The following is a 20,538-nucleotide window of genomic DNA, read 5'->3' as shown; positions in this document are numbered from 1 at the left end:
GAGGGTAATCGACAATATTCATTTTGCTCTTGTGCCCTACCGCCACTTTTTGCTCACTCGTCGAGCCAATTAATAAAATAATCCTCGCAATAATTATTAAATAATATACTATTTATTTATTGCTGCGTCAATTGAAGCGCTGACCTTGGTCCATCGTTTCATTCGCCGCTCGAATAACGATACTCGCAAGGTGAGGATGATGGATCAGGGGTCAGGTAAACGGTGACGAGAATGCTGCATCGGCAAGATCTCGAAGCCATGGACTTTGAAGAACTTTGGCTCCTCCACGAGGAGCTAACAAAGATACTTGCCGAAAAGATCACGGCCGAGAAGCGGGAACTCGAAAAACGCCTTGCGCAGCTCAACCAGCCTGAGCAGTTCGCCGCAGCTGAAAGCGGCGCCGCCGAGACGGGAACGGGCCAGCCGCCGCGCCGCAAATACCCGAAGGTGGTGCCGAAATACTTCAATCCACTCCAGCCGACGGAGACTTGGTCGGGACGCGGTAAACAGCCTCGCTGGCTGGTTGCGGCGCTCCAATCAGGGCACACGCTCGAAGAGTTCAGAATTCGCGAGAACGGCGAATCGTCCGATCGGAATGCTGGTGGTCGAGGACACTCCTAGCTCTGCGCAGCTGCAGAGATGTCTTCGGTTGTCTGAGATGTTTGGCCCTGCGGATATGGAAAGCGATCTGCCGACCTGGACGGGGGTCCGGACCGCGAAGCAATTGCCAACGCTCGTCAGCGCCGCTTATGCCTTGCCATTGCACAGGTCCATCAGCAGCCCCCGAGCCTCAGCCGACTCGGAATAGGTAAGTTGGAACGATCGCGCGCCCGCAACAATACGCTTCAAAGCGAAAAAGCCGGCCTGCGAAAGTCTCCCGTCCGCGGCAAATGCCCCCTCAATGAGCCGCTTCATCGAACCAAGCTGATCCAGCGGGGTCAGCTCGACGGGACCGCTTGCAACCCGGTTCAGAAAGACGATCCAGCTGGCGGAAAGGCATCCGTTGTGCGCGTCCGGAATTGGCAAATACCGCACCTGAGCGCCATCGGGCCGGCAATGCGTCACGTCGTTCCAATCGCCATATAGTCGCGACAGGACCTCCCACGACCCCTCCTTGAGGGTGAGGGCAAATGGGATTCCGCAGATCGTTCCGTCAGCCCCGATCAGCGCAACATCATCACCGGCATACTGAAATCCAGCGTTCACCAGCCGCACTGTGAGAGTCGATTTTCCGGCTCCCGGTTGGCCGCATAGCAGCAGGCCCGTACCGCACTTCGCAAGAGAAGCGGCGTGGAGCGCGAAAACCCAACGATCGCTTCGGATAAGTCGCTCGGTGATGTGAGCTTTGATTGCCGGTGCCACGGCACCGGCTTCACACCTGTGGACCCTAGCATCATTCCCACGGAAGAACACCTGATCGTCCAGCACCATTGCCTCGATCACGATATCGTCTTCGCCGGAGCTGTCGTCCAGAGCGCAAAATAGCGAAATCAACTGTTGCAGGAGGTCCCAATTTGCGGCCCGGACACTGATCCTGCGCCGCCCCAGATCCGCTGAGAAGGCACAATTGGCCGGCATTCGCCAGTCGATGTCGAGCAACCCTCGATCGATCCAGATGTTCATGACCTGCCGCGTGAACTGGCGCGCTGCGTGCTCATCAAAGCCTAGCTGGCCGAGTTCCCGATGGACGTCTTCCAAAGAAGCGCCTTGTGCCAACTTGCACCAAATGAATGCCCCCACCTGGTCCAGCTCATAGATCTTTTGACTTGTCTCGCTGAAAAGCACTGATCGACCGTCCAGCAGCGCGAAGACTGCACCCGCGGCCGGTCTCAACGCCATCTCTACCGATGATTTTTCCAGCACGGCTCCAGCCAATATGAACAATATCTGTCTCGCCGCGGTCTCGACGCGGCGGCGGCAACTTCCTGAGATGCATTATTCATCGCGATCAAACGAACTGCTGTTGCCCAGAAAATTCAGACCACTACGCGCTGCAAGTCCTCATCCGGCGCGGGTGCACCTCCCCGGCTGCGCTTCGCTTCAAAATGACAATGTGACCCCAGTCACGCCGCCAGCTGACTGCCCTCGCCCGCCGCAGGTGGAGAAATATTCAACACTTGTTGCTCGAGAAAGCTCGTCCGCGCGATCAACCGGTGAGCTTCCAGCAAATACCGGTAAACTTCTCGATCGGCACTCCGCTCTCTTAGAACGCGCTCCTTTTCGCCGATACTCGCTAATTCCTCGCGCATTTGGGCCAATTGCTGCGCAGCCGAGGCGGAGTTGTGCTTATGAATTGATTCCCACATCGTCTCCTCCGACCGAAGAATTTGAAGAATTAGCTTACGCCATCGGCAGCAATTAACAACGCAATTATATCTTTACCATATAATAAAAATTTGTTTCGCATTCGAACCGGACGCGACCATTCAAAGACAAAGAAGCACATTGCATCGTAGCGATAGAGGGAACGGAAGCCGTCGAACAAGGGCGCGGCGGCGCTGTTGAGCCTGACGCCTTCAATTGCCTTGCTTCCCGTACGAACGACGACACAAATAAATCCGGACAAGAGTCGCAAACCAGACCGACAGCGCCGAATTTAGTTTGCACATTAAAATCCGATAGCGAATATTTGCCTCGTAGACGAGCGTGGGAGCGAAGCCAGTGATCGAGTTAGGCGATTGGTCCATCACGGGCGACGTGGTCGTTTTCGTCGCGAGACACAATTCCGCATCCGTTCAGCCGGGCCAGTTTTCAATGGCGCCCAACGGGTTCTCGGGTGCGACCGCATAATCGATACTCACGCGCTGCCGAGCCAAAGCCCGGCGAATCGCTCAAGCAGCGATCCGGCCGGTTGGAGAAGCGCCGTCACGAGCACGCCGCCCTTTGCTCGAACAAACGACCCTCGGTGCGCGATGCCCCCCAAGTAACCCGCACTGATGACGACGCACTCCAGCCGGCCGGTCCTCTTCGCTTCAACAACAAATAAATTTCCAAGGGAGGCTCACATGGGTATGGTCATGGTCAAATGCCCGCAAACTGGTCGTGTGATTCCAACTGGTATCAAGTCCGACCGTGAGACTTTCCTGCGGAGCGTTGTGTTTTATGGCAATACCCATTGCCCGGACTGTCGTGCCAATCACAACTGGTTCGCTCGCGAGGCATGGGTCGAGGAGCCGGTCGTTCGGCCCGTGGAAATGTTCGTTGCCGCCCGTTGTGCCGATGCGTAGCGTGTTTCGACACGGACGCGGATCCAAACTAAGTGGCATCACGCCAATTCGGGCGGACGGTCTCATCTCGCACCATGCTTGCTGAATTCAGTTGGAGCGGCGTTGCCGCCGGCATGCACTGGCTTATCTGGGAGCCGGACCTCAGGAGATTCTAGACCATCGAGCGCTCCGTCCTCACACGCGTCATGTCGCATGCATTCATCAAGTTCTTATATTGATGAGTTTTTTTGAAGAGACGTTCAAAAAATTTTTCGGCGTATTGTCGTAAAGCGAACTGACGATCCCGCGATCCCTCGGCTAGACGTCATGCTGGCACGTCACAAGCTCAAGGTTTCCGTCGCTGATCCAGCAAGGACGTGTTTGGGGGGTACTGTAGTGAGTAGTGGGGTTTGCCGCCGCTTGGCTGTTCTGCGTCACACGTCCATCGCACTCGTTGGCCTACTTGCTCAATTGGTCAGGCTTCGAGAGAAAGTACGAAGGGCGGAAGCGCCAAGCTCCGGAGAAAGACGGAGATCGGGCTCGGCGTCGCGGATGCGACGACCCCGGTCTGGGACAAGTTACCGCACGCGGGTCCAATCCTAGCGAGGGCTTCCAAGTGGCTTTTCGAGCCACGCGACCGCCGGCGACGCGCTGCCGCCGATCATGCGCTCCACCTGAGTTGCACTTGTCCCTTCTGATATCTGCCTATCTCGTTTTATTAAGGCGTCGCTTCAACTGTGTCCGGCCGTTGCGCGCTCGAGAGGCGATTTGAAAGCAAAGCGCAAGTTGCGGGCCTCCGAATTACCGCCTTGGAAGTTAAACTTGATTATTTGGCATAATCATAATGGCTACTAAGCAAAACAGAAAATAAGGTGGGGAAAACTAATGGGAGGAGTGGATGGAGACCGTACGCCGCTTGCGCGCGATGGCGTTGTTGTGCCGACAGACTTCTGCGCATTATCCTGATCGAAGCTGGAAGCTTCTCGCCGAGGCTGAGTTCTGGGAGCACTTGGCTAATGACACCCTTCGTCAGCATGTCGATCAATGCACGGCCAGCTCCTCGCCCCCGCCAATCGGAGATAATCCGAATACCGCAGGATCGAGCGCGCCCATCACTGCGTAGCGCTTCGTTGATCTCTACGCGCCGCTCGCCCTTTGTCAGGTGGCAGCACGACAAGGCGTCCTATGGAGAATCAGGCGTCGCCGGCGTATTCCCGCTTTGCTCTCCTCGGCCCTCGACACCCGGCTCCGCAGGTTGTTGAGCGCTGCAAGCTCGAAGGCGAGAGCCGAAACGCGCTGATGCAGGACAACCGAACGGTCGTACACCCAACCATCGCTGCTCATCACAGGCCCCCTCAGCATCAGCTGCTTAGAATGGCAGGCCGAGTTCTGGACAGGAACGGCTATTGTATTGGTCAAGCGACAGTAGCAGACGTTCAAGTACAAGGGAGGTCTTGCGGCCGGCGCCGGCGCTCCGGCGGGCATTGACCAGGCGTTCCGGCCATTGCTAGGCCCCATCGACCAGACAGCGCTAATTTCCAATGAGCGGCTCGGCGAGGTGCCGCTCCTAGCGTCCACAGCTCGGTCGCTCGGGCAGCGATCACGACCCGCTCGCGCAGCAAATGACCGGCGAACGGGGTTACGGGACGTTTTTGCAGGAACGACTGCACGGTCCGGCTCTTCGAGCCGCAGACTTCCCGGCCGCCAGTTCGTCATCGGCTGCTGACGATTCCAGCTCTTCGAGCTCGAGCCTCATCTGCTCCAAAAGTCGCTTGAGCCCGAAGAGAGAACCCGACCTTCGTTGCGTTCTCGCGGCCGCCCGGTGGTTGGGAGAGATGCGCGAACCGGCGTGCGTGACCTGCTCGCCTCCTGTCAGGGCTACACCGATGAAAGCGGGCAAGGTGAATCTGGGACCGGCCCTCGTCGACTGATGGCCTGACGAGCCGCAGCCACCGGGTTATCTGCAAGGCTTACGGCTACGCGGCGTGATTGTGCGCGGCGGCAGCGAGCCAAGCCTGCTGGCTGGTCGCCCATCGAGGCTTTTGGCGGGGCACCTGCCTTTGATCGTCCTATAAAATGTGAACGAAGGTAAGCCAGGCTGCGACTGCGAGACAAACCGCAAAGCCGGTATAAGGCAGAGCTAGTCTCATCGGAGTCCTCCTCGAAAAGAGGTCAGTGAGATCAGTGAGAATTGGCGCTCGTTGCGACGCTTGTATCCATAACGAGCCTGAGGTTGTTCCTTTTTGTGGGCCGGCTGTTCTGCTGCCTGCTTCTCACTTCGGCCTCTGCAAGGTTGATAAGTCTGCGTAGCCGCTGGATCTCCTGCATTATATCTTTCAGCTTTCGGCCTTCCGAAGAAACACGCTGGAGACGCGCACTATGAACATCCATCGGCCCCTCACAATATATAACAACAACATGAGTTTACCAGTTAATTCAGCCATATTAGCCTCATTTTGTGGTTGTGGAAATAACCTATTTCACACTGCGCGGTCAGCAGATCCTTGTTAAAAAATATCCCCGAACGTGCCCCGGGGGCGGCCGTGGGACAAACAAGGCTTGGTGTTTTTGGATTGAAGGCTCGCTGGTGCTCCCATCGTCAGCCTCCAGATACGAGGCCGTCGCAGATAACGGGTTGGTGAACGAAATCATTTACTGCCTCCCCGAAGCAGTCCGGAAACCGTGCGGGTCTAGCTTCCCCTCTGTTGGCGAGGGAGTTTCAAAATGATCACGCTCAAAGCAATTGCAGTTGTGCTTGGCGCCGAGTTGCTCTTGTCGATGTATTCGGGTGACCTCGCCGCCGATGTAGTTCTCGCGATCGTCGCTTGTCTTCCTTAAGGCGAGGCTCTCCAACATGAAGCGGCGAACCTCTGGTTTCCGCCGCGTCGGCCGGCGGCATGTGCCGCCAACAGTTGTTTGCAATCGATCTTTCGTTGTTTTTGTGGGTCAAATCCGAAAAGCAGTCGTCTGGGCCATCTCAGGGGCCCTCGCGGGCATGAGGTATCCTCATACTGGTCATTGACCCTATCGTCCAACTTACCCGCTTGGCGGACGGTTGTTGCGCACGTCCCAATCGTGAGCGCTTTTGGCGCAGTGTCTGGATTGGGAAAAACGGCCGATGGGTCAGATCGCCTGCATTTTCCGAATCGCGCCTCTGTGCTCGTTCTTGCTGTTAGTTTCAGATCTTGCGGGGACACACGCGTGAGCCATTTCCTCTCCATGCTTCTGCTCGCCCTCGCCCTGACCCTGACCTTGTGCTTCGGGGTAGCAGCTTGGCGCCTGTCGGCCGGCAAAGATGTCGATATTGCCACAACGATCCAGCATCAGGAGTACGGCTGGAGAACTAGGCCCAACAACTGAAGGTCGTTGCGTTCGCCCTGAGCTTGCGATCGGATCAGGGTTTAAGGTTATCGATTTAAATGAGCCTCAGATTTATTATGACGAAAGTTCAAACGAACTTGCATCCGATCGTTACCACCATAAATCGAGCTTGAAAAGTATTACCCAACTCTAGCTGGAGCTTGCCGCCGGGACTTCAATAATCCCGATCGGTGCACGCATCACACGTTACGCTGAGCAAGCTTGAAACTAGGATTGTTCCCATGCTCGCACGTTTATGGGCGCTACGGAACTCGCGGCCTGAGACGATCGCCGCGAATATGAAAGCCAGCACGCATGCGGCGGCCAACGACCAAAGGGCAATTGCGATCTGCTTCTGCATGGCCAGCGGCAATCGAGGAGATAGCCTCGCCTCTTCAACTCATTTCCGGTTAGGTTCAAGGTCTGGGCGATAAAGCCCGGTGACGCTCAGTGTCCACCAGCTTCTAAAGAATTTTGTCTTCGCATCTTGTCCAGCGCCCGGGGGAACGCTCAATCCGATTCTTCTCACCCGAGTACTCGGAGAAACGGCTCCTGCATCCTGGGGCTAAAGCGGAATGCTGGAGTCGTCTCTTCCGAGATCCTTGTGCGTTCGTCCGGCACAATTGGCTCATCGTAACCCAAATTAAATTATTATTCCATATTATTTTTGGCTTTTATTACACATTTAATTATTTAATTTTGCCTATCCGGTCGGATTCGGCGATTATCATGTCAGCCATGCCACTGTGTGAAATCTTGCGACGAGCGCGCCGCCGTTGTCCAAGCGCCGATCTAATCCGATATTGCAGCCTTCGGCAGATCAATGCTCTGACTGACGGCCGATCGGGGATTTCGTGTGGAGCAATCCCAAACGCTTTTCAAGTTCGTCCTTCTTGGCAATGAGCCTCGCCGCAAGAATAGCTTCGACGACGCTGTGGAGGTCCCACAGCTCATCAATGGACCTGTCCTTGAACTGCTCCAGATTCATCATTTTCTCGAATCACGTTCCACATAGGCTGGGCCTACGCCGTGCGGGGTGGCAACTAACCGCGAGTTGGCGCGGAGTGGATATCTGTGAATTCCGCCGCTTACGGTGCCAACTCAGGCTTTCGCTGCTGGGACGGGAATGACGAGGGCTGACATGGAAAAGTCGCGCGGCAGATGCGTCAGAAGTCGACGCCGAGTCGGAGTTATTCACGCTGGTACACCACCATCGGATGGGCGCCGCGGTTGAAGACGTAGATCTGGTCCTTGCTGTCGGCCGCGACGGAGGCGACGTCGGAAGCTGCCGGCCGTCCGGCAGCTTCCCCCAATTGACACGATAAGATGCGCCCCCAACTGAGAATGGCTGACACCCGATCTCCCATCATTGCTCGCGAGCGGCGCCTGACACGCGACTCGCCTTTCGACAATCCAATGGTTCGAGCGGCGAAGGAAACACGCCGCGCCGTTTGGAGATGCGATCACGCAAATTTCAGGACTCCGTCGAGCCACGGTACATGATGCGATAAATAACGCTCCGCCGCGCGTACGATGCGTGCGTTCTGCGTCGCATTGAAGAAATGCCTCCCCTTCCGCTACACCATCGGCAAGCCGCTTCTCCAGGAACTCGCGCAACTGCTCGGCAACCGCATTCTCGCAATCGGCGCGACCGGCGAGAAAGGCGGCCGGGTCGGACTGCCAGGGAGTCAGACAGCCGTAGCGTTGCCGCGCCGCACGGGCGCGTACAGGATCAACCTTCTCAAGATAATCGATCACGGCGGCGATGGACCGGCCGAGACTGTAAAAGTCAAGCAAGCGGAACCGGCGAGCCGCTCGGTCCATCGGAAACTCGGGCCGCGATGGACTGTTCCCAACGGCCCATGGAAACCTTTACGCCGACTTCTTGTTGGGAATACCACGGTTCGCGTGGTCATGACGGAGGGGCTGGCTTTTGCTTGAAGACGCTCAAGCTGCGGCGCAGATCATGACCAAGCACCACATGCAACGTCCTGCCGCCCTCGATCGCGACAAGCCACCGGCCGGGCCGTGGCTGTCGACACACAAGTCGACACACAAGAAGAATTGCCGTTTGGACGTTCGGCCCGGACCAACATCTTGGTGGCAAGCTTCGAAGCGCGGCCGGCGAGACAGGTGCCACACACAATGGGAACACGAATGAAAGTCGAAATAGCGTTTCGAGCGCTGAACTTGCGTTACCATCGAGCAACGGCCAATTGCGGCGCGGCCGTGGCGGCACTAGCGACAATCAGCGCGGCCGTTGCCCAGCCGATCTCCACGCACCACGGCTCCAATCCCGCAGTCAGCCCTGAGGGCGCGATTCACTTAATTCGAGATGTCGCGCCGCCCAATGGGCCAAATAGCCTTGCCGACGTCGCTGAGAGAGTTCAACCCGCTGTTATCGGCGTCATCTCTCGATCTGCCGGATCCAGGCAACTGATGCCAGCCCCACCGTTCGACGATGTACCCGACGAGGACGCTCCCGAAGACCATCCCGGCAAGGGATCTCCTGGACCGAATGGCCTGGACCCGAGAAATGGCTCGAATGCGCGCCAATCGATCGCGATGGGATCAGGATTTTTCATCTCTCCGGACGGCTACGCCGTGACCAACAGCCACGTCGTGAGGGACAACGACACGGCTGCGATTCTCACGAGCGACAAGAAGACCTACTCAGCAAAGGTGGTAGGACGGGATTCACTCAGCGACCTTGCCTTGATCAAGGTTGAAGGACGAACGGACTTTGGCTACGTGAAAATAGCGGAACAATCGCCACGCGTCGGCGACTGGGTGCTCACCGTTGGCAATCCATTCGGGCTTGGAGGTACGGTCACGGCGGGGATTATCTCGGCTCGCGAACGCGAAATCGAGAATGGTCCGAGCGAGGGTTTCCTTCAGATCGATGCACCGATCAACAGCGGAGATTCCGGCGGACCAAGCCTTAACACCAACGGCGATGTCATCGGTGTGAACAGCATGATCTTCTCGCTGTCCGGTGGATGGTCCGGGGTTGCCTTCGCGATCCCTGCCGACACCGTCCGATCAGTGATCCCCCAATTGAAGGAAAAAGGTACCGTAACGCGGGGGTCGATGGGTGCCGAAGTCCAATCAGTGACTCCCGAGATTGCCGATAGTCTCGGTGCCGACAATCTTCATGGTGCGATCGTCGCCAACGTTCAACAGAATGGTCCCGCGGCGAAGGCCGGTTTGCGAAGCGGCGACGTAGTTACGTCCGTGGACGGAGAGTCGATCAAGAGCGCCACCGAATTGACGAAGAAGGTTCACGCGATGGCGCCCGGCTCTACAGTTCAGCTCGCGATGGTTCGCGCCGGGAACCAAAGCTCATTGAACGTGACGCTGGATCAACTCCCGCATGAGCCTCAGCAGTCCCAGTCGGGCAAGGCGAAGTAGTCCAACATCGTGTCTTCGGGGCGGAACCGCGTCTCGGCGGCGTGGCTTCTGGGTCCACCAATAGGCCGATCCAACACAGCGCCTCGCTTCATTGCCCCTGGCTGGTTTGCGTCGCCGCAGACGATCAGGTTGACAAGCCGGGGCCTGCAATCGAGGCGGCGCGCGGGGCTCTCGAGAGGTGAACTCCGCATTTATCCGGGCATCGATCATTTCGATATTTACGATGGGCCGCCTCACGAGGCGGTGGTCGCTGACGAGGTCGAATTTCTTCAACGCCATCTTCTGGGCCGGAACCTGAGCGGGAAGACCTACGCCGGTGCGGGGTTTTCGCGGATCGGTCTACCGGAACGGCAGAAACCTTTGCCTTGACCTGTCGTTGGGCAGAAGACGGCAATCCTTTGTTCAGGAGAACGCCTATGCAAGTCCAGCAGATCATGCAGCGAAACGTAGCGATCGCAGATCCCAACATGACGGTTCGAGACATCGCACGCCGGATGCGCGCCGACAACATTGGTTCATTGCCGGTCGGCGAGCATGGTCGTCTGATCGGGATGGTGACGGACCGTGACATCGTCATGCGCGGCGTCGCAACCGATCGCGCGCCCGGGAACATCGCAGTGCGCGAGGTGATGTCGAAGGGAATCAGCTACTGCTTCGAGGATGATGACGCCCAAGCTGCCGCGCAAATCATGGCAAAGCACCAGGTGCGGCGGCTTCCTGTCCTCAATCGCGACAAGCGGCTGGTCGGAGTGGTCGCACTGGCCGATCTCGGCCGCTGCGAAGTTGGCGCCGCACAGGATGCTCTGCAAGGTAACTCGGAGGCGACCGACCAGGAACGTCGCCAGATGCACAGCAACTAGCAAAGGAGGCCGCAATGGCATTCAGCTTGACGAGCCCTGCGTTCCGCGACGGCGAGCGCATACCGGCCAAATATACTGCGGATGGCGAGAACTTCTCCCCGCCCCTGCAATGGTCAGATCCACCGCCGGGCACCAAGAGCTTCGCACTCGTCGTCGAAGATCCGGATGCACCCTCGGGTACTTTCCGCCATTGGGGACTCTATAACATCATGGGCGAGCGTACCGTCCTGCCGGAAGGTGTTGGCGGCCGTAAGGCGAAAGCGGAGGACATCGGCAAAGGTGTCAACGATTTCGGCGAGCCAAACTACCACGGACCTGCACCGCCCAGAGGTCACGGGACGCATCACTATCATTTCAAGCTTGCGGCGCTCGACGTTGAAGCGCTCTCGCAGGCCCCCAAACTCGCGGTCGGCGATATCTGGAAGGCGGCCCAGACGCACCTGCTCGGACAGGCCGAGCTCGTCGGCACCTACAGCCGCTGAGCCTTGGCCAGTCCACGCCAATGCAGGAACCTGGAACATTAAAAATAGCCGCCGTCCGGAACGTCCACGGAAGTCATCGGTTGGTAATTCAGTGAGCGATCGATGGAATGGCGAGGCCAGAGCGCAAGCTACGGATAGACCAAACCCAAGATTCGTTCACAGCCCCGTCAGGTTACCTCGGTAACCGGCGGGGTCTTTTTTGATCGGCGGCTCCCGGGCGAAATGCAGCGACCGAAGCGACTTCCGATCAGGCCGCAAGAGCGTCGGAGTTGACTTCGCTCTTCGCAAGCGTCGTCAGCAGGGCGTCGGTCGCCTTCTCCTCCTCCAGGCTCTCGTGCAGGATGTTCTGGTCTTCCCTGAACTCGAGCTGCCCGGCAAGAGCGGCTGCGCTGCCATAGGCGGCAATCTCGTAATGTTTCAGCTTCTGGACGGAGGCGATCATAGCGGCGTCGCGCAAGTCATCCTGCGTCACCATTTTCATCATCTTCGCAGTCTCTTTGATCAAGGACTCGACCGCCTGATCGGTGTGCACACGTGCGTTTGCTCCATGTCTCCGCAGGATGATCTGAAGCCGCTGGCCTTGTTGCACGGTGTCTTGCTGATGGTCAGCCAGGGCAATTTTCAGGGAGGGATGCACCGCCATCTCGGCCAATCGTTTGAGCGCATCACCAAGCTGGTCCTCCATGCTGACGAGTTCCTGCAGCTCGGCGATGTACATATCTTTGAAGTTTTCGATTCTCATGATGTCCGCCTATGGCTTGGGTTTAGGATGACCGAGTTCCAGATTTGGCCGTCAACCACCTATCCGCCAGACTGTTCCTCCGGCCGAGCTGCCAAAAAACTTTGAGCTTGAAGTCGATGAAGACGGAGGAGAATTAGGAACACCGAGACGGAGCAGCGCTTGCAGCATCGGGCAGGGTTTGCGAGGCGATATCGCCATGAATCATCCCGAAAACGTTCCCTTCGACAATGTCCAGGACCATCTCGGTGACCGTGGCTACTTCGTGGCTCCGCTCGACGACCTCATCACATGGGCGCGATCGGGTTCTCTGATGTGGATGACATTTGGGCTCGCATGCTGTGCGATCGAGCAGATGCAGGTGTCGATGCCGCGGTACGACATTGAACGATTTGGTGCCGCTCCGCGCGCATCGCCAAGGCAGTCTGACGTCATGATCGTCTCGGGCACACTCTGCAACAAAATGGCGCCAGCCCTGCGCAAAGTCTATGACCAGATGCCGGAGCCGCGCTACGTCATCTCGATGGGATCGTGCGCCAACGGGGGCGGCTACTATCACTATTCGTACTCGGTCGTGCGCGGCTGCGACCGTATCGTGCCCGTTGACATCTATGTGCCCGGCTGCCCTCCGACGGCTGAAGCCCTGCTCTACGGACTCGTGCTCCTTCAGAAGAAGATTCGGCGAACCGGAACGATCGAGCGGTGACTCGACGAGTCGTCGGACCGAACCGGATGAGTCCGGCACGGCACTTCAGCAGGTGCGTCCGCACATGCAGAAAATATTCCTTGGAGCCTCCCAGACCCAATGCCGCAAGGATAATCATGCTCGTGAGATGCATTCGAGGCACAGCACAACCAAATGTGAATCCCTGAATGTCTGTTCCCTTGCGAACCATCCCGGAGTGGTGGTTGTTGGCGGAGAAGATCCCGAAAGGCGGAGCCAAATCACAGCTTCGACTCTGGCTGAACCTTTTTGGAACGTATCCGCGGACGCTCTATTGCCTTCGCAAACCAGCGATGGAGTGATCCCATGAGCGCCACAGGTCTCGATGTATTCGACAGAACGATCCACCTGACGAACGTCTGGCTGGATGAGATCATGACGACACTGCCGCGCGACAGACAATTGGCGTGGCACGTCTTGGGGGCGGTACTACGGACCGTCCGTGATCGCGTTCCGCTCAACCTCGCCGTTCACCTTGGGGCGCAACTACCGCTCTTGGTGCGCGGCACCTATTTCGAACAGTGGCGTCCGAGCGACACGCCACAGACCTGGAGGTCGGTGGATGAATTTATTGCGCTCGTATCGGCACAGATGAAGTCGGGGAAACCGGTCGATACCGTTGATGCGGCGCGCGCAGTGTTCCGCGTGCTAAGTCACCATGTCGATCCCAATCAGATAGAGAAGGTGCAACACTCGCTGCCCGAGGAGATCCGATCATTGTGGCCGGCGCAAAGGTCGTCAGCAGCCTGAACGAGGAAACTCCGCCACCTCCCGAAACTCGCCGTCGTCGACCACATTGAGCGCGGTGACAGCAGAGAGGTTATCGCCCTTCTCGTCCCAGACGACCGGACTTGGTCGAATCGTGAATTCGTCCGATCTCGGACGTGACGGACAACACCAGGACGCCCTCTCCACGAGCACACGCATCGCCGGCCGGTACCAAGAAATTCGCGCGATCCCAGCATCCGTCGCCAGCGGCAAACAGCTGATCAAGTCCCGCCGTCTTCCTGCGCGAGTCCACGATGCGAAGCGGCGCGATTGCGGGGTGGAGCGTCGTCTGGCGGAGCCGCCCGCGATCGGCGTGCCGACCATCATGCTTCAGGGGGCCGAGGACCGGGACAATCTTCCGATCACCTCTGAGAACAGAGAGCAATATTTGACCAGCCGTTATGAGCGTCACTTACTTCCTGGTGTCGGTCACTTCGTCCCTCGCGAAGCACCGAAGGCGTTCGTAGATGCGATCCAGAACATCGTCTACGGAAACAGCACCGCCTAGGAGACACCATCCTCGATAACTGGACACGGAGCACGAGCCCTTTCGGAGAAGCATCAGCCTGGGCGCCCCTGCCGTTCCGCCACTATAAACACCGGTACGGAGGCGAGCTGCATCACGATCGAGAACGTGATCAATTCGGCTCGCGAGTTCTCGTACAGCAGGCCGGTCGCGATACTTCCGACGAGCCACCCAACGCCGTAGCCCGCATAGTACCGCCCGAACGCGAAGTTTCGCTTTCCTTCGGGAAGCACCTCCGCAACGATCGCCTTGAGCAGCGTGTCCTGAATAGCGTAGCCGGCGCCCCAGAGCAGCATGCCGAACAGCACCAGCCAGAAGCCACCCAAGAACACGAATGGCGAGAACGCGGCCGCGATGCACACCGCGACGATCACGATGGGAAGCCCGATGCGATCATAGATCTTTCCGAAGGCCAGGTTCGCAAGAACGCCGAATGCCGTCGAGATCGCAAGCATCACGGGGATCCACTGCTCGGAGGCAATCTTCGCCTTGGATAGATGGTAGGAGATCAGTTCGAAGCTCATCAGCCCGGACGCAAACAGCGCGCCGGCCAGCATGTACAGCCAATAGGCTTTGGAGAAGTTCCTAGCCGGTGCCGTGCGGCCGTGTTCCAGGCGCGATGGCGTCGGGAAGTTCACCCGGGCGACCACCAGCGCGATGAGCGCCGCCGCGGCCGAGATCGTCAGGAAGGCGTAGCCCGTCCTGAAATCGCCCTTCAGCAGGAGCACCAGCGCAACGATAAGCGGCCCCAAGGTCGCGCCGATCTCGTCGAGCGCGGTGTTCAGCGCGTAGACCCACCCTTTGCCGAGCTCACCCGTCGTGTAGGAGAGCATGGCTTCGATCGTGGGCTTCCGCAGCGCCCGCCCTATCCGCTCGGCGAGAACGAGAGCGGCGGCCAACTGCCAGCTCCCGGCGAGGGCCATTGCCGGCACCGCGAAGAGATTGATCACGTAGCCGATGATTGTGATCAGCCAATAGCGGCCGGTGCGGTCCGCTGCGTAGCCGGCGGGCAGACGCAAGGCATAGCCGAGAAACTCACCCAGCCCCGCCGTGACGCTGACGACGGCCGCGCTCGCACCCAGCGTCGCCATGAAGGGCCCGTTGATGCTGGCGCCGCCTTCGTAGGTGATATCCCCGAACAGGTTGACAATACCCGTCGTCATCACGAAGAGAAACGCGGGCGAGCCGCCACCAGCCTTTCGGGACTGCGCCATCCGCTACTCTCCGCCGATCTCGGCACCTAGCGGGCCAAAACGAAGAAGAATACCGCCAGCACCAGGGCACCGATAAGCCCGGCCAAGAAGATCGCTCTTCTCGCCGGCGTGCGAAGAATGATCTCTCCGCCCCTTGCCTTCTCTGCCGGATAGGGCTCCTTGGGCGGAGGGGGCGGCTCTGCTGGGCCTTCACGAACCATACCAAAACAACGCCCAGGCGGGACTTTGTTCCAGAACGGCATCCTCAATCTACGATCGCTGACGGGTCAGGATGAACTCTTGGATCAGAAACGTTTATTCCGGGGGGAAGAGCGTCCCACCTCTCGCGGCCGGCGCGTGAATGCATCATGCCCGAATACGGCAGACTGCTTGGTCAGACTTGCCGAGCGCCTTCAGGATAAAGCGAATCTGGCCGCGCATGTCTGTCTCCATGTCGCCGCGCTGTTGAACACAGTGCTTGATCAGAATCGGATGGAAGAATGGCATGAACGCCAACCTGACCGCTCGTGCGGCTTCCGCGGCATCTTCAACCTGGAATTCGCCGGATTCGATGCCCTCGCGTATGATCGCCTCCACGATCGCTACCATCCTCTCAATATGCGCTTTGGCGATCGCCCAGTTCTCCCGCGTGGCAGTGGCAATCAAGTCATGCATGTACCTTTCCTTGACCAGCGTCATCTTAGTATGGCTGTGAATGGCGGTCAGGAGTTGGTCGAGTTTCTCCGTGGCCGGCCCGTTCGTGCGGGCGATCGCAAAGGCAATTTCCGCGATCTCGTTCACAAGCCGGCCGCAGATGGATTCGTTGATCGCATTCCTGGAGGGAAAGAAACGGTAGACATTCGCCGGGCTCATGCCGAGTTTGGCGGCGATGTCGGCCACCGACGTCCTGTGGTAACCGACGCTACGAAAGCGCTCCTCGGCCACCTCCAGAATGCGCGCGCGCACCTCGTCTGAATCATTTCCCGCTCGGATCGGACGATTCATGGATCTGACGGAGCCCTACTCGGCAGCCAATGCTGGTCGCAATTCGGGCTTCTCGCGCGAAACCTCGTGGATGTCATCTGCGGTCGGCTTGATCCGAAACCAGGCGGCATAAAGCGCAGGAAGGAACAGCAGAATCAGGACCGTTCCGATCGCCGTGCCGCCGATCAGCGTATAGGCCATCGATCCCCAGAAGACTGAGTGAGTTAGAGGAATGAAGGCCAGCACCGCAGCAAGCGCGGTCAGGATCACCGGCCTCGTACGTTGCACCGTGGCCTCGATGACGGCGTGATAGTCATCAAGGCCGGCGGCGCGGTTCTCCTTGATTTGTTCGGTCAGGATCAGAGTATTGCGCATCAGGATGCCGGCCAGGCCTATCAGGCCCAGAATCGCGTTGAATCCGAACGGTTGATTGAAGGTGAGCAACATCGGCACGACGCCGACCAAGCCCAGCGGAGCCGTTAGCATGACCATCGCCATCGTCGAGAACGATCGCACCTGCAGCATGACGACGATCAACATGGCGGCTATCATGGCGGGAAAGATCGTCGTCAGCGCGTCATTGGCCTTGGTTGCCTCCTCGATCGATCCGCCCAACTCGATACGATAGCCGGCCGGAAGGGATGCGATAAGCGGCTGAAGGGCCGTCTTGATCTCCTTGGAAACCTCCGGAGGTTGGGTCGCCTCATTAATGTCCGAGCGGATCGTGACGACCGGTGTGCGATCACGGCGCTTCAGAATCGGCTCTTCAAGTCGGACTTCCGAGTGACCGACCTGGTCGAGCGGGATCGAGCGGCCATCCCGGCTCGTCAACGAGAAATCCGCCAGACGCGCCGGATCCAGCCGCTCGCCGCCGGCGCTGCGCGCCACGATGGGGACATTGCGGATATCTTCGCGGACCTGCGTAACCGTGATGCCTGTAAGCAGGAACTGGAGCTGCCGGCCCACCTCGGCTGGCGAAAGTCCGATGAGGTTCAGTCGATCCTGATCCGGGATGAAGCGGAGCACGGGCGTGCGGTTACCCCAGTCGCGATTCGCCTGCCGTACGTCGGGAACGCCACGCATGACACCGAGGGCCTTTTGAGAAATATCGTACAATTGCGCCGGATCGGGGCCCATCACCCGAAACTCCACGGGGAAAGGCGTATAGGGTCCGAAAACGAGCTGAGTGACGCGCACATTGGCCTCAGCCGCAAGGCCCTGTGATACCGCTTCTCGGAGCCGGTGCTTCAAAGCCTCGCGGGCCTCTGCGTCCGGTGTCAGTACGACGATCTTGGCGAAGGCGGGATCGGGCAGCTCCGGCGCCATCGCGAAGAAGAAGCGCGGCGCCCCCTGACCGACATAGCTCGTGATGATTTTGGCCTCGGACTGGTGATCAAGCCAGTGTTCGAGCTTCTCGACTGTAGCGGTCGTCGTCTCGATGCTGGTGCCTTCCGGCAGACGGACCTCCACCAGCACTTCCGGGCGGTCGGAGGTCGGGAAGAACTGCTGTTTGACGGCGCCCATGCCGGCCCCGGCAAGCACGAAGGCGACCGCGACGATGGCGCTGGTCACGAATTTGTGGCGGACTGCGAAGGTGATCAGCCCTCGCAGGCGCCGATAGTTCGGTGTGTCGTAGATCGCGTGGTGACCGCCTGCGACGGGCTTGATCGCGGGCAGCATCTTGACGCCAAGATAGGGCGTGAAGACCACCGCGACGATCCAGGAGACGATGAGGGCAAAGCCCACCACCCAGAAGATGTTGCCGGCGTATTCGCCGGCCGTCGAGCGGGCGAAGCCCACCGGCAGGAAACCGGCGACCGTTACGAGTGTTCCGGACAGCATCGGCGCCGCCGTGTGACTCCACGCATAAGCCGCCGCCGACAGGCGATCCATGCCCTCTTCCATTTTCACCACCATCACCTCGATGGCGATGATGGCATCGTCGACGAGAAGACCAAGCGCCAGGATGAGAGCGCCGAGCGTGATCCGGTCGAAGAACCGTCCGGTCTCCAACATGATGAGGAACACGACGGCAAGCGTCAAAGGGACGGCAGCCGCGACAACGATGCCAACGCGCCAGCCGAGGCTGAGCAGGCTCACCAGCAGCACCACGCCGAGCGCCATCGCAAACTTCATCATGAATTCGTCAACCGCCGAGGTGATGTTGACGGCCTGGTCGCTGACCTTGGCCAGCGTCATCCCGAGTGGGAGCGTGCGAGAGATAGCTGCGGACCTCGCTTCCAGCGCCTTGCCGAGCGCGAGGCCATCCCAGCCCTCTTGCATAACCGCAGCGAGCATCACAGCGGGCTCGCCCTGATGTCGGATGAGGTAGGTGGGAGGATCCTCGTAACCGCGGCGGACTTCCGCGATGTCGGAGAGTTTCAGCGTCCGCCCCGCAGCGACGATCGGGGTGTCGGCGATCGCCTGAACGCTATCATAAGCGCCATCGACCCGGATGAAGACCTGCGGCCCCCTGGTGTCGATCGATCCTGCTGGAGTGACCGTGTTCTGCCGCTGCAAGGCGGCAACGATATCTTGTGCCGATACGCCGAGGGTCGTCAGTTTGGCATAGGAAAACTCGATGAAGATCTGTTCAGGACGCTCACCGAGAATGTTGATCTTCTTGACGCCGGGCACATGCAGGAGATCCTGACGAACGGTCTCGGCTTGCCTGGCGAGCTCGCGCATCGGCATGCCCTTGGCTTTGAGGGCATAAAGGGCGAAGCTCACGTCTGAATATTCGTCGTTGACGAAGGGGCCGAGCACGCCAGAGGGCAGCTTGCGGGCTTCATCCCCCAGCTTCTTGCGGGCCTGATAAAACTCCTCCTGCACGCTCGATGGCGGCGTGCTGTCCTTCAGCGTCACCGTCATGTACGCATAACCGGGCCGCGTGGTCGTCTCCACCCGGTCGTACCAGGTCAGCTCCTGAATCCGCTTCTCCAGGGGTTCGGCGACCTGGTCCTGCATCTCGCGCGCCGTCGCGCCCGGCCATACCGTGGTCACCGTCAGTGTCTTGATGGTGAAGGACGGGTCCTCGGCCCGCCCGAGCATGACGAAGGCGTAGGCACCCGCGGCCGCCAGCAGGAGGATGAAGAAGAAGGTTACGGCCCGCTCGCGAACGGCCAGCGCGGAAAGATTGAAGCTCATCAGTTGCTCCTGCTTTCAGAGGCAGTCCTGACGCGCGCGCCCTCGTGTAGGAGGTGAGCACCGAGGGAAACAATTTGGTCACCGGAATTCGATCCAGAAATAACGGCCGTTTCGCTGGTCACTCGCAGGAGCTTGATGGACTGAAAGCGTACGGTCGAGGTGGCGCTGTCGAACACCCAAACGCCTGTCATTCTGCCGTTATCAAGCACGGCTCCCAGCGGGACCTGGACTTCCGGCTTGGCCTCCTGGCTTGCAAGCCGAATAGTGACCGTCGCCCCAAGCGGTGCTACCGCAGCCTCACCGTCGAGCACATAGCGAGCTTCGTAGGTGCGGGTTTGGGCGTCGGCGGAATCCGACAACTGCCGGAGATGCGCCGTATAGCGGTGTCCATCATTCCCATACAGGCTTGCCTCGGCGAGCGAGCCGATCGCCGGCCGGATCGTTTCGGGAAGCGTCACCACGGCTTCGCGAGGACCGGCCTGTGCAAGCCGAACCACGGTCTGGCCGGCGGAGACCACTTGTCCGGGCTCGCCAAGCGTTTGGGTGACCGTTCCGTCCGCATCCGCCACCAGCACGGAGTAAGTTGCTTGGTTCTCGGCGACCCCTGCTTCGGCTTCGGCCGCGGCGAGCTGCGCTTTGGCTGTATCCGACGCGGCCTTCGCCTGCTCGTAGCGTTGCCGGGACGTCCACCCGTCGTTGACCAGGTTGGCGTATCGCCGCTCATCCGCATCCGTCTGAACGACCGTTGCGCGCGCTGCGGCGACTGCGTTGCGCTTCGCCGTAAGCGCAAGGCGCAGGTCGGTTTCATCAATCCGCATCAGCGGCTGCCCGGACTTGACCTGCTCACCGATATTCACGAGCCGTTCGACAATCTTACCGGCGACGCGAAAGCCCAGATTGCCTTCCACCCTCGCGCCGATGGTGCCCGTGAAACCGCGCTCGGATCCGCTCACCCGCGCGGCCGTAATCAGCCTGACCATCGGCGGCTCTTGCCTCGGGTCACTCACGGTAGAGGCTTCTTTAGCTGGAATGGCGAGAGCAACGAATGTGGCCACCCCTGCCGGGATCAAAATACCGGCCAAAACCGCAAAACCCCGCATCTTCATGTCCGCCTCCCGAATTAGATTACATTCGAACT

General features: G+C 59.2%; 17 protein-coding genes and 2 pseudogenes. 9 read left to right on the top strand and 10 right to left on the bottom strand.

Annotated features, from left to right (window positions below; genetic code table 11):
• The first annotated feature begins 231 nt into the window (after positions 1-231).
• Positions 232-621 (top strand): H-NS family nucleoid-associated regulatory protein, encoded by a 390-nt coding sequence (locus tag CWO91_RS02505; RefSeq protein ID WP_165405186.1) that lies wholly within the window; start codon positions 232-234, stop codon positions 619-621.
• A 126-nt stretch (positions 622-747) separates the two neighbouring features.
• Here the strand turns inward: CWO91_RS02505 and CWO91_RS02500 are convergent, their stop codons facing one another.
• Together CWO91_RS02500 and CWO91_RS02495 are read right to left on the bottom strand one after the other, a co-directional pair.
• Positions 748-1,863 (bottom strand): serine/threonine protein kinase, encoded by a 1,116-nt coding sequence (locus CWO91_RS02500; protein WP_130212098.1) that lies wholly within the window; start codon positions 1,861-1,863, stop codon positions 748-750.
• Positions 1,864-2,063: 200 nt separating this feature from the next.
• Positions 2,064-2,306 carry a hypothetical protein gene (locus CWO91_RS02495; protein WP_130212097.1) on the bottom strand — a complete coding sequence of 81 codons (243 nt, stop codon included), beginning with the start codon at positions 2,304-2,306 and terminating at the stop codon, positions 2,064-2,066.
• 699 nt (positions 2,307-3,005) lie between these two features.
• Here CWO91_RS02495 and CWO91_RS02490 point away from each other — a divergent pair.
• Both CWO91_RS02490 and CWO91_RS43965 read left to right on the top strand, forming a co-directional pair.
• Positions 3,006-3,227 (top strand): hypothetical protein, encoded by a 222-nt coding sequence (locus tag CWO91_RS02490; protein WP_130212096.1) that lies wholly within the window; start codon positions 3,006-3,008, stop codon positions 3,225-3,227.
• Positions 3,228-6,407: 3,180 nt separating this feature from the next.
• Positions 6,408-6,566 (top strand): hypothetical protein, encoded by a 159-nt coding sequence (locus CWO91_RS43965; RefSeq protein ID WP_245471094.1) that lies wholly within the window; start codon positions 6,408-6,410, stop codon positions 6,564-6,566.
• A gap of 820 nt (positions 6,567-7,386) precedes the next feature.
• On the opposite strand, the gene CWO91_RS42655 is transcribed toward CWO91_RS43965, so the two are convergent.
• The 3 genes and pseudogenes from CWO91_RS42655 to CWO91_RS45370 all read right to left on the bottom strand — a co-directional run.
• Complete coding sequence (locus CWO91_RS42655) at positions 7,387-7,557, bottom strand: hypothetical protein (RefSeq protein WP_165405184.1); 171 nt, start codon at positions 7,555-7,557, stop codon at positions 7,387-7,389.
• 199 nt (positions 7,558-7,756) lie between these two features.
• A complete protein-coding gene (locus tag CWO91_RS42650) occupies positions 7,757-7,921 on the bottom strand; it encodes a hypothetical protein (protein ID WP_165405183.1) in 165 nt (54 codons plus the stop codon).
• Between the two features lie 247 nt (positions 7,922-8,168).
• Positions 8,169-8,390: pseudogene (locus CWO91_RS45370) on the bottom strand (erythromycin esterase family protein); the annotation flags it as partial.
• A 333-nt stretch (positions 8,391-8,723) separates the two neighbouring features.
• Here CWO91_RS45370 and CWO91_RS02470 point away from each other — a divergent pair.
• The 3 genes from CWO91_RS02470 to CWO91_RS02460 all read left to right on the top strand — a co-directional run bounded on the left by CWO91_RS02470 (position 8,724) and on the right by CWO91_RS02460 (position 11,319).
• On the top strand, positions 8,724-9,977 hold the full coding sequence (locus CWO91_RS02470) for a S1C family serine protease (RefSeq protein ID WP_165405185.1): 1,254 nt from the start codon (positions 8,724-8,726) through the stop codon (positions 9,975-9,977).
• A gap of 365 nt (positions 9,978-10,342) precedes the next feature.
• Positions 10,343-10,837 (top strand): CBS domain-containing protein, encoded by a 495-nt coding sequence (locus tag CWO91_RS02465; protein WP_245471092.1) that lies wholly within the window; start codon positions 10,343-10,345, stop codon positions 10,835-10,837.
• Between the two features lie 14 nt (positions 10,838-10,851).
• Positions 10,852-11,319, top strand: a complete 468-nt coding sequence (locus tag CWO91_RS02460; protein WP_130212092.1) for a YbhB/YbcL family Raf kinase inhibitor-like protein — start codon at positions 10,852-10,854, stop codon at positions 11,317-11,319.
• Between the two features lie 247 nt (positions 11,320-11,566).
• Here the strand turns inward: CWO91_RS02460 and CWO91_RS02455 are convergent, their stop codons facing one another.
• The gene (locus tag CWO91_RS02455) at positions 11,567-12,061 is read right to left on the bottom strand and encodes a ferritin-like domain-containing protein (RefSeq protein ID WP_130212091.1); all 495 of its coding nucleotides are present in this window, start codon (positions 12,059-12,061) and stop codon (positions 11,567-11,569) included.
• A gap of 241 nt (positions 12,062-12,302) precedes the next feature.
• On the opposite strand from CWO91_RS02455, the pseudogene CWO91_RS02450 reads away from it, so the two are divergent.
• From CWO91_RS02450 to CWO91_RS02440, 3 genes and pseudogenes are all read left to right on the top strand, one after another.
• Positions 12,303-12,764 (top strand): annotated as a pseudogene (locus CWO91_RS02450) (NuoB/complex I 20 kDa subunit family protein); the annotation flags it as partial.
• A 324-nt stretch (positions 12,765-13,088) separates the two neighbouring features.
• A complete protein-coding gene (locus CWO91_RS02445) occupies positions 13,089-13,532 on the top strand; it encodes a DUF2267 domain-containing protein (RefSeq protein ID WP_130212089.1) in 444 nt (147 codons plus the stop codon).
• Between the two features lie 112 nt (positions 13,533-13,644).
• A complete protein-coding gene (locus CWO91_RS02440) occupies positions 13,645-14,058 on the top strand; it encodes an alpha/beta fold hydrolase (protein WP_130212088.1) in 414 nt (137 codons plus the stop codon).
• A gap of 53 nt (positions 14,059-14,111) precedes the next feature.
• Here the strand turns inward: CWO91_RS02440 and CWO91_RS02435 are convergent, their stop codons facing one another.
• The 4 genes from CWO91_RS02435 to CWO91_RS02415 all read right to left on the bottom strand — a co-directional run bounded on the left by CWO91_RS02435 (position 14,112) and on the right by CWO91_RS02415 (position 20,506).
• Positions 14,112-15,290: an MFS transporter gene (locus CWO91_RS02435; RefSeq protein ID WP_130212087.1), complete on the bottom strand. Its 1,179-nt coding sequence runs from the start codon at positions 15,288-15,290 to the stop codon at positions 14,112-14,114.
• 345 nt (positions 15,291-15,635) lie between these two features.
• The gene (locus CWO91_RS02425) at positions 15,636-16,274 is read right to left on the bottom strand and encodes a TetR/AcrR family transcriptional regulator (protein ID WP_130212085.1); all 639 of its coding nucleotides are present in this window, start codon (positions 16,272-16,274) and stop codon (positions 15,636-15,638) included.
• A 15-nt stretch (positions 16,275-16,289) separates the two neighbouring features.
• A complete protein-coding gene (locus tag CWO91_RS02420) occupies positions 16,290-19,400 on the bottom strand; it encodes an efflux RND transporter permease subunit (RefSeq protein WP_130212084.1) in 3,111 nt (1,036 codons plus the stop codon).
• Complete coding sequence (locus CWO91_RS02415) at positions 19,400-20,506, bottom strand: efflux RND transporter periplasmic adaptor subunit (protein WP_130212083.1); 1,107 nt, start codon at positions 20,504-20,506, stop codon at positions 19,400-19,402. Before CWO91_RS02415 ends, CWO91_RS02420 begins: the two co-directional genes overlap by 1 nt.
• Positions 20,507-20,538: the final 32 nt, after the last annotated feature.

The sequence above is a fragment of the Bradyrhizobium genosp. SA-3 genome, assembly GCF_004212635.1.
Classification (GTDB): domain Bacteria; phylum Pseudomonadota; class Alphaproteobacteria; order Rhizobiales; family Xanthobacteraceae; genus Bradyrhizobium.
The sequence above is the reverse complement of the archived record's forward strand: the minus strand, read 5'-3'. Positions and strand labels throughout refer to the sequence as shown.

What these genes read in the sequence shown, in the direction of transcription:
- CWO91_RS02505 (WP_165405186.1), top strand. Translation starts at nt 232, where the DNA reads ATGCTGCATCGGCAAGATCTCGAAGCCATGGACTTTGAAGAACTTTGG.
- CWO91_RS02495 (WP_130212097.1), bottom strand. Translation starts at nt 2,306, where the DNA reads ATGTGGGAATCAATTCATAAGCACAACTCCGCCTCGGCTGCGCAGCAA.
- CWO91_RS02490 (WP_130212096.1), top strand. Translation starts at nt 3,006, where the DNA reads ATGGGTATGGTCATGGTCAAATGCCCGCAAACTGGTCGTGTGATTCCA.
- CWO91_RS42655 (WP_165405184.1), bottom strand. Translation starts at nt 7,557, where the DNA reads ATGATGAATCTGGAGCAGTTCAAGGACAGGTCCATTGATGAGCTGTGG.
- CWO91_RS02470 (WP_165405185.1), top strand. Translation starts at nt 8,724, where the DNA reads ATGAAAGTCGAAATAGCGTTTCGAGCGCTGAACTTGCGTTACCATCGA.
- CWO91_RS02460 (WP_130212092.1), top strand. Translation starts at nt 10,852, where the DNA reads ATGGCATTCAGCTTGACGAGCCCTGCGTTCCGCGACGGCGAGCGCATA.
- CWO91_RS02455 (WP_130212091.1), bottom strand. Translation starts at nt 12,061, where the DNA reads ATGAGAATCGAAAACTTCAAAGATATGTACATCGCCGAGCTGCAGGAA.
- CWO91_RS02445 (WP_130212089.1), top strand. Translation starts at nt 13,089, where the DNA reads ATGAGCGCCACAGGTCTCGATGTATTCGACAGAACGATCCACCTGACG.
- CWO91_RS02435 (WP_130212087.1), bottom strand. Translation starts at nt 15,290, where the DNA reads ATGGCGCAGTCCCGAAAGGCTGGTGGCGGCTCGCCCGCGTTTCTCTTC.
- CWO91_RS02425 (WP_130212085.1), bottom strand. Translation starts at nt 16,274, where the DNA reads ATGAATCGTCCGATCCGAGCGGGAAATGATTCAGACGAGGTGCGCGCG.
- CWO91_RS02420 (WP_130212084.1), bottom strand. Translation starts at nt 19,400, where the DNA reads ATGAGCTTCAATCTTTCCGCGCTGGCCGTTCGCGAGCGGGCCGTAACC.
- CWO91_RS02415 (WP_130212083.1), bottom strand. Translation starts at nt 20,506, where the DNA reads ATGAAGATGCGGGGTTTTGCGGTTTTGGCCGGTATTTTGATCCCGGCA.